At 53.1% G+C, this 8,975-nt stretch carries 9 protein-coding genes; all 9 read left to right on the top strand.

Annotation, left to right across the window (positions count from 1 at the left end):
• Positions 1-339: 339 nt before the first annotated feature.
• The gene (locus QNK41_RS06070; protein WP_319254797.1) at positions 340-1,275 is read left to right on the top strand and encodes an ABC transporter permease; all 936 of its coding nucleotides are present in this window, start codon (positions 340-342) and stop codon (positions 1,273-1,275) included.
• A gap of 21 nt (positions 1,276-1,296) precedes the next feature.
• Positions 1,297-2,190: an ABC transporter permease gene (locus QNK41_RS06065; protein ID WP_319254795.1), complete on the top strand. Its 894-nt coding sequence runs from the start codon at positions 1,297-1,299 to the stop codon at positions 2,188-2,190.
• A gap of 723 nt (positions 2,191-2,913) precedes the next feature.
• Complete coding sequence (locus QNK41_RS06060) at positions 2,914-3,795, top strand: ABC transporter ATP-binding protein (RefSeq protein WP_319254793.1); 882 nt, start codon at positions 2,914-2,916, stop codon at positions 3,793-3,795.
• A complete protein-coding gene (locus QNK41_RS06055) occupies positions 3,792-4,934 on the top strand; it encodes an ABC transporter permease (RefSeq protein ID WP_319254791.1) in 1,143 nt (380 codons plus the stop codon). Before QNK41_RS06060 ends, QNK41_RS06055 begins: the two co-directional genes overlap by 4 nt.
• A gap of 232 nt (positions 4,935-5,166) precedes the next feature.
• Complete coding sequence (locus QNK41_RS06050; RefSeq protein ID WP_319254789.1) at positions 5,167-6,213, top strand: MlaD family protein; 1,047 nt, start codon at positions 5,167-5,169, stop codon at positions 6,211-6,213.
• Positions 6,214-6,217: 4 nt separating this feature from the next.
• Positions 6,218-6,850: a PqiC family protein gene (locus QNK41_RS06045; protein WP_319254787.1), complete on the top strand. Its 633-nt coding sequence runs from the start codon at positions 6,218-6,220 to the stop codon at positions 6,848-6,850.
• A 44-nt stretch (positions 6,851-6,894) separates the two neighbouring features.
• The gene (locus QNK41_RS06040) at positions 6,895-7,389 is read left to right on the top strand and encodes a hypothetical protein (protein WP_319254785.1); all 495 of its coding nucleotides are present in this window, start codon (positions 6,895-6,897) and stop codon (positions 7,387-7,389) included.
• Positions 7,390-7,755: 366 nt separating this feature from the next.
• Positions 7,756-8,610: a hypothetical protein gene (locus QNK41_RS06035; RefSeq protein ID WP_319254783.1), complete on the top strand. Its 855-nt coding sequence runs from the start codon at positions 7,756-7,758 to the stop codon at positions 8,608-8,610.
• Between the two features lie 28 nt (positions 8,611-8,638).
• A partial coding sequence (locus tag QNK41_RS06030; RefSeq protein WP_319254781.1) for a hypothetical protein occupies positions 8,639-8,975 on the top strand: 337 nt, incomplete at its 3' end.

Genomic DNA, 8,975 nt, shown 5'->3' with positions numbered 1-8,975 from the left:
CGTGCCAGGACGTTGTCGTGGACGACCAACCGGCGATAATTGTCGGCCGTCAGGGCACCCGAAAGGTCGTCAAGGAGCAAACGGAAATCTGTGTACAACGCTGAACGAGCCGAAAGCCGTGAAAGATAAGTGTGATGCTGTCATGGTACAACCCTTCTTCCGGTCTGTTTTTACAGCGGTTTCAGATAACGTGGTTGGCTTTGAGATGGACCCGGTCAGATACTATCGCTTTCACAAGGTCTCTGTGGCTTAATTGAAAACAATCTAATGTCTGGTAAGGGGTAATCCTCCCCTTACCAGACACAAAAGCCAGGTCCTAAGATTAAGTAAGGAGTCAAAATGATCTTGCTGCTTTTAAAGCGGATCGGTTTCATGCTTTTTACCATGGTTGTCGTATCCATTATTCTCTTCCTGCTTCTGGAAACAGGTCTTACCGGTGACCCTGCCACCCGTGTCCTGGGTAATTTTGCCAGTGATGAACAAAAAGAGATGTGGCGGGACCAGCATGGGTATAACCAGCCGACTGTGGTGCGCTATGCAAAATGGCTGGGTAATTTTGCCACGGGCAACCTTGGAACGTCAATACGCTACAAAGGCCCGGTCAAAGAAGTGCTTTTACCGCGGTTATGGAATACGGCAATTCTGGGCTTCTGGACCTTTGCCATCATGATCCCATTGTCATTAATATTAGGTGTCTTGTCAGGAATGAAGGAGGGTTCCATGCTGGATCGTACCATATCCGTTTTTGGCATTTTAACCACATCTGTACCGGAGTTTGCCAGTGCTGTATTTTTCTCTGCCCTTTTTGTTTTTGGATTAAAGTGGTTGCCGGGAACCAGCAGCATGATAGGCGGGTTTGAATTTAAACAACTGATCCTTCCCGCCATGGTACTGGTTGTTTATGATTTTGGCTATGTGGCCCGTATGACCCGGGCCTCCATGGCCGAAGTGATGACATCCCAGTACATAAGATCGGCTGTATTAAAAGGTCTTCCATACAGACGGGTAATTCTCAAGCATGCGCTGCGCAATGCATTGATCGCCCCTTTCACCGTCATCATGCTGCAAATCAACTGGCTGTTGTCTGGTGTTATCGTGGTTGAATTTTTCTTTGCCTATAAAGGTTTTGGGGCACTGCTCCTGGAAGCTTCCTTGAATAATGATATCGCACTTCTGGAAGCCTGTGCGATGGTGGCGGTTGTTGTGGCTGTCAGTTCACAAACCATAGCTGATATCGGCTATACGTTTCTTAACCCGCGCATACGATTTAGTTAAGAGGCTAAGGAGAAATAAAAAATGGCGACTCAATCCACAACTCAAATGCCATCTGTGGGTTATGGCGCAGCGATTTTGCGTGCAATAAAATCATTTGGACTCCTGCGGGAAAGCTGGGTGGGAATGATCGGCGTTTTTCTGGTTCTGTTCTGGGTAATCGTCGCTATTTTTGCCCCATTGATAGCGCAATTTGACCCCAACGCATCTATTCAACCCTTTGCCAAACCAGGGGCGGTGGCAGCTTCGGGCAGTACGTTCTGGCTGGGCACCGACCATATGGGCAGAGATATCCTGTCCCGTCTTGTCTGGGGATCACGCACCGTACTGTTTTATGCACCGATTGCAACCTTTAGCGCTTACACTGTGGGTATCCTGATGGGGTTGATGGCCGGATACCGCGGGGGCTTGGTGGATGATATCCTATCCCGTATTTCAGATATTATATTATCCTTCCCCGTGCTGGTGCTCTACATCATCGTCATTGCAACCATTGGTGCGTCAGGAATTAACATTGTCATCGCCATCACCTTTGCTTCCTCTCCTGGAATTATGCGTATTGTGCGTGGACTGGTCCTGGATCTGAGAAACCGTGATTATGTGGCTGCCGCCCAGACCCGGGGTGAAACGGACTGGAGAATCATGTTGTTTGAGATATTGCCCAACGCCAGGGGGCCACTTATTGTGGATGCCTGCCTGCGTCTTGGCTACGTGATTATTACCATTGGTGTGCTTGGTTTTTTAGGCCTCGGGCTGCCGCCACCAGATCCTGACTGGGGAGGGATGGTCAATGAAACGCGGCAAATGGCCATGGTTTTTCCCCACATGACCCTGTTTCCATGTATTGCAATATCTTCACTGATCTTAGGTTTTAATTTGCTGGCGGATGGGCTGCGTGAAATCTCATTGCGTGATTAAAACCCAAGCTGAGCGTTTCCCATTTTGGTTTTATAAAAAATTATTACAAAAAGTATGGGTTATGTCACTTAGCGACTTCAAAATGGAAAACCCGTTGGGATTGCCGATCTTACCGCATCTACGGCGTCAGATATCTTCCCGCATAGGCAACTATAGCGGAAAGACATCTTCCTTGTATCTGCGGCAAGCTCGACAATCGCTCAGTTTGGGTTCAACCTAAATTGAGCGAAATAACCGTTTTTGGATAGGCCCAAATTAGCATTAGAACGCCTGGCATGCACCCCCCGTGAAGGGCTAAAAACAAGGGGTACAGAAAACTGGAAATAAATACAATCCATTTTAACAATAATGATTGTTGGCCGTTCCGGGTGCGGCTGGTTGCCTTGAGTGAACCGCAGCGTAAAGAATCCCTGCCCAAAAGGCAGGCTTTGGGTTCACCCCGGAGGGGCGCAGTCTGGGTTGCGGACTGCGCTGGCATACTGGAGCATTGGCGGATTGAATTAGTGAGACCCAAGCTGAGCGTTTCCCATTTTGGTTTTATAAAAATTATTACAAAAAGTATGGGTTATGTTACTTAGCGACTTCAACATGGGAAACGCTTGTTTGGGTGAGAGTAAAAAATCTACCATATGCATACGCACGTTGATTCATTCAATATTGACACACACCGCATTGCTGTTTAATATTTGACCGTCTATATGCATGCCCTCAGAGCAATCGCGAATGATCCCCCCCCGTTTTTCACCCTTTTCGGGGGTGTTTGTGCGCTACCCGCTAGTGATAGATACTAATCATCTGGAAACGACCCTAAATCAGGCAGAGGACAATTTGATCCAGGAAAAAAAGGAACCGCACATCGTCGTCAACGACATGACCCTGGCCTACGGCAGTAACGTGGTTCAGCGCAATGTCAGCTTTACGGTCAACCATGGGGACGTGTTCATCATCATGGGTGGCAGCGGCTGCGGCAAGAGCACGACCATGCGCGGCCTCACCGGACTCAAGCCGCCTTCGACCGGAACCATCCACTATGACAAGGTTGACTTCTACGGCTCGACCGACGTCATGAACCGGATTCGCCGCAACCTGGGGGTTATGTTTCAAAGCGGCGCATTGTGGAGTTCGATGACCCTGGCCGAAAATGTGGCCTTGCCGTTGGAGCAGTACACCAGCCTGAGCCCGCGTCAGATCCGCAAAATCGTATCCTTGAAGTTGTCGCTGGTCAGCCTGGGCGGCTTCGAGAATTATTATCCCTCTCAGATCAGCGGTGGCATGCGCAAGCGCGTGGGTGTGGCCCGTGCTATGGCCATGGACCCGGAAGTTCTTTTCTTCGATGAACCGTCCGCGGGGCTGGATCCGGTCAGTGCTCGCCTGCTCGACGATCTGATCCTGCAGCTCCAGGACAGCTTGAAGACCACCATGGTAATCGTGACCCACGAGTTGGCCAGCATTTTCGCCATTGGCAGCAACTCGGTTTTTCTGGACCCCGAGACCAAGACCGCCATCGCCCACGGGGACCCGAAGAAACTGTTGGCGGAGTCCAACGATCCCAAAGTGATCAATTTCCTGACGCGCGGTGAGGGAAGGGGGGCGGTGAGCGCATGAAAACGGGGCTTGTCCAGCCGGCCGAATTGGCCATCGACCAGCTATCCGACGGAACGGTGCGGATAAGGTTTTCAGGTGCCTGGCGCAACGACAATCAGATTCCCTCCCAGGATGAGGTCGATAGCCAAATGCCTGCCGGCCGCATGGCCAAAATTGGGTTCGACAGCAGCGCCATGACCGGCTGGGACAGCGGGTTCCTGGTCTTTCTTATCGACTTGAAGCAGCGGTTTTCGGGCAGCCAGATCGAGATCGACCTATCCGGCCTGCCCGACGGTGTCAGCAGCATTCTGGCCATCGCTTCAGCCGTTCCCGAGAGAACGGATACCAGCGGTGAATCCCCTCACGATTCGTTTCTGGTCCGTGTGGGCAAAGACACCGCAGCCTTTTTTCAGACCGTGATGGAGATGCTGGCGTTTATTGGTGCGGCCGTGTTGGCCCTGGCCCGGATGGTTGCCGGCAAAGCCCGTTTTCGGAAAGTCGATTTTGTGCAGCTGCTGCGCGAATGCGGGGCCGACGCCCTGCCCATCGTAAGCATGATCAGCCTGCTGGTGGGCCTGATCCTGGCCTTCGTGGGAGCCATCCAGCTGCAGATGTTCGGCGCCCAGATCTATGTGGCCAACCTGGTGGGCGTGGCCATGGTTCGCGTACTGGGGGCGGTGATGACCGGCATCATCATCACCGGACGAACGGGCGCTTCCTTTGCCGCCCAGCTGGGCACCATGCAGGTCAACGAGGAACTGGATGCCCTGGAGACCCTGGGCATCTCGCCCATGGATTTTCTCGTGTTGCCCCGCATGCTGGCCCTTATGGTAATGATGCCCCTCCTGTGCCTCTACGCGGACCTGATGGGTGTCCTGGGGGGCCTGATCGTCGGGGTGAGCATGCTCGACATCAGCCTGGTCGAGTACTACGTCCAGACCAAAGGCGCCATCGGACTGACCAACCTGTGGATCGGGCTGTTTCACAGTGTGGTCTTCGGTGTGCTGGTGGCCCTGTCCGGCTGCCTGCGGGGGATTCAATGCGGTCGCAGCGCATCGGCGGTGGGCGAGGCCACCACCTCGGCGGTGGTAACCGGAATCGTGAGCATCGTCGTGGCCACGGCATTAATTACGGTGATTTGCAACATCATCGGTATATAGTGACGGTTTTGTAAAACATCCGATATCTGCGTTACGCGTCATCCCTCGTCACTGCGGCGTACCCTCAGTACGACTCATTCCTCGGGATGCGCAAGCCTTGATCTCGAATGTTTTACAAAACCGTCTGGCGCCCGAAGACAACCCATTCAGAATAGAGGGAATGTGACCAGGCCCAATTTTTGTTGTTTCAACGTCTCGGCAGAGCGGGCAATATCCTTAACCGGAGGTTCATATGAGCGATTCGGGAAAAAACCAGGCTGTCATCGGCGCGTTCGTTGTCGGAGCGGTAGTGCTGGCGGTTGTCGGCGTCATCGTATTCGGCAGCGGAAAAATGTTCCAGGAAGTTAATCGTTACGTCATGTATTTCGAGGGGTCGGCGAAAGGGTTGAACATCGGCGCGCCAGTCACCTTCCGGGGGGTAAAAATCGGCAGTGTGGTCAAAATTACCCTGCAGGCCAACCCGGAAAACATGACATTTCGCATTCCAGTGGTGGTAGAAACTGACGAGGGTAAAATTGAAAAAACCGCGGAGGTGAAGGGAAGTGACGAAGCAACCCTCAAGAGACTGATCGACCTCGGTTTGCGGGCCAGGCTGGACATGCAGAGCCTGGTGACCGGCCAGCTGCTAGTCAATCTGGAGATGCTGCCCGATGAACCCAAGCGCCTTTCCGGAATTGCCCAAAAATACCTGGAAATCCCCACAATCCCATCGAGCTTCGAACGCTTCACCCAAAAAATAGAAAGTCTGCCGATCGAAGAAGTGATGAACAAAGCGTCCGCGTCGCTGACGGCCCTGGAGGCATTTCTGGTAAATCCTGCCCTGACGGAAAGCGTCAACCATATCAACCGGGCCGCGGCTAACGCCGAACAGCTGACCGCGACGCTGGATCAAAAAATAACCCCACTGGTCGACTCGTTTCAGCGGGTTGCCGACCATGCCGACCAGTTTATCCTCAACCTCAACGGCCAGGTGCAGCCCCTGGCCGGCGAAGCCAAGCGAACCTTGAAAAACACGAATGCCGCTGCCGAAAGCGTCCGCAGCGCGGCCAATGCGTTTGCCGACCTGTCCACCGGTGCCCAGCCGACTATCGACAATGTCGGCCAGGCGTTTGCCAACGTAGCCGATCTGACCGACGCGAACAGCAAAGAACGTGCTGAACTGCGCAGCGTACTCAAGGAGTTGTCCGAGGCGGTGCGATCGATCCGGGTGTGGTCGAGCTACCTGGAGCGGCATCCAGAAGCATTGATCCAAGGCAAAGGCGGATCGAAAAGGAGGTAGTCTGATGAACGTCCATGTTTCTCGATTCAACAGGATAGCAGCGGTTCTATTGTGTCTGGGCCTCGCCGGATGTATCGGCGGCACGTCGGCACCGACCCAATTTTACATGTTGGACCCGGTATCGCCGACATCGCTCGACCCGGCCCGGGTATCGAAGCGCCCGTTGGTGCTGGTGAGTCTGGATCCGGTCGAAGTTCCAGAATATCTGAACCGGCCGCAGATTGTCACCCATTTAGATCGTGCCGAATACCAGCTCGACGAGTTCAACCGTTGGATGGAGCCGCTGGGTGACAACCTGACCCGCGTGATCGCCGAGAATCTCTCCGAAATGCTGGCTGCCGATGGCATCGACATCCTCAGCATGTCCCGACCCGTGGAGACGGACTACACCGTCGCCGTTCAGATCCTGCGCCTGGATGGAAGACGTGGTCAGGACATGGTCCTGGTTGCGCGGTGGTCACTGTTCGACCAAACCGACGATTCCCTGTCACTGACAAAACGGTCCATCATTCAGGAAACCGTCAACGACGACACCTTTCAGGGCCTTGTGCAGCTTCAGAATCGGATGATCGAATCCCTGAGCCGTGCCATTGCCGACGGCATCAAGCCAATCGTGTTACAGCGCGTTGGGTCGTGATGAAAGCTTCTCTTATAGCCAGTGGGTGAAGGTTTCCAATAAAGATGAAACTGCTTCTGTTGACCCTTTTGATCGGCCTGTCAGCTGTTTCCGTATCTGCGGAAAGCGGAAGCTTGACTAACGATGCCTCTGCATTTGCCCAGATGGATAGTGTCAAGAAGCAGATCATCGCAACGGCCCTGGATTTAACGCCAGACCAATGCGAGGTGTTCTGGCCGCTACATGACGCCTACCAGCAGGAACTGCGAATGATTCGGGCAAGGCGCTCGCGGCTGCCACTTTTGTTTGCGGGGGAGCAGGAATCCCTTTCGGAAGAATCGGCAAGGGGCGTGATGAATGCGTTCCTGGATCTTGAAACTGAACGAATTGCGCTTCGGCAGTCGGCTTTGGAAAAATTCAGCGCGGTGCTGCCGGCACGGGCCGTGCTGAAATTTCTCCAGCTGGAGATCAAGATTGAATCCAATTTATACGCGGATATCGTCAAATACTTAAGCGTCCCACCATCGGCGCTGCCTTTATCTGAAGGGTTGACCAGATAACGGGATGTCTTCCACACCCATGCGATCGAATATGCGTTTCCCCAGTTGGATCTGCATATCAAGAGTGCAGTACCGCTGGAAATTATACGTAATCAGGGGGTAAAAAATGATCGCTAAAGTGGCCGATCCCCCCGGTTTCGCCCCTTTTTCAACCCTTTATGGGGGTCGCTAAGTTCCGGGCAAAATTTTAAATTAAAATAACCTGAGGCAACCGGATCAAAGAGATAGCTTGAGCGGCGCCCGGAATTCCGTTCCGGAAAATCGTGACATCCATAGCGGGCGATTCCGGCTTTGGATATCCCACTTCGGCACGGCCATGAAAGACTGGAAAACCAGACGATGATGGCCCCAAAGGAGAGATAAAACATGAAAGCATCCCAATGGAAACAATGGCTGCTGGCCGCGACGGTGGTGATGTTCTTTTTTCCTCCAGCAAGCTGGGGCTCAGAAACCGACACGAATAAAGAGCCGTGGGAGAAGTTCGGCATACAAGCCGGTTATTTTTTGGCCGCCGTGGACAGCGGTTTCCGGCTCGGAACCGGCATCGGTGTCGATATCGATGTGGAGGATTTGCTGGGGCTGGACTCCGACAGTTCGGTTTTTCGCGTGGGTGCCTTGTGGCGGTTCACCGACAACCGGCGCCATCGACTGGATTTCAGCTGGTTTTCACTTAACCGGGACGGCAGCCGCCAGATCCTGCAAGACATCGTTATTGAAGATAATGACGGCAATGAAATACCCATTAGTGCCGGCAGCACCGTCGATGCCTTCTTCGATCTGGACATCTACCAGTTTGCCTACAGCTATTCATTCCTCCAGGATGAACGTCTGGATCTGGCCGTCCAGATCGGCGCTTACATCATGCCCATCGATGTGGGGTTGAAGGTGGCCGGTGCGATCGATGAACAGGGCTCCGCACGGTTTACAGCGCCACTGCCGGTACTGGGGCTGCGCATGGACATCGCCTTGACGCCCCGCTGGTTCATCCGGACCGGTGTCCAGGTGTTTTACCTGGAATACGACAATTTTGCAGGGTCGATCCTCGAGGTCAACGCAGCCCTGGAGTATAAACCGTGGGACCATGTGGGCATCGGCCTGGGTTTCGACACCCTGAGGATCAACATCGAAGCGGAAGGGGAGGACTATCCGGGGATTGATCTGAACGGCAACGTCAACTTCGGTTATGCCGGTGTGCAACTCTATTTAAGACTCTTTTATTAACATAAATTCGAAACTAAGGAGACCGACCATGAAAAAATTGATCACTATTGTTCTGGCCATCACCGTTCTCGTATCGTTAGGGACGTTTGGCGATGCGCAGGCCTTTCGCCTGATCACTCAGGAGATGATGGAAAAAGAGTTGGTGGTGGAAACGGACCTGATTAAAACCGCGGACAATTTTATCATTTTGTTCGATACGTCCAGCACCACCAATCAAATGGTGTCCGGCAAAACCATCTCCAAAATCCAGGCGGCCAAGAACCTGTTGAAAGAGCGCAATGCCTGGTTTCCGAACCTGGATTTTCAGGCCGGCCTTTACGTTTACACCGACAATCAAATGCTGACCGGCACCTTCAAGGAAGTCT

The organism is Desulfosarcina sp. (assembly GCF_033791525.1).
In the GTDB taxonomy this organism is placed as follows: domain Bacteria; phylum Desulfobacterota; class Desulfobacteria; order Desulfobacterales; family Desulfosarcinaceae; genus Desulfosarcina.
Note: the sequence above shows the minus strand (reverse complement) of the source record. Positions and strands in the feature narration are given on the sequence as shown.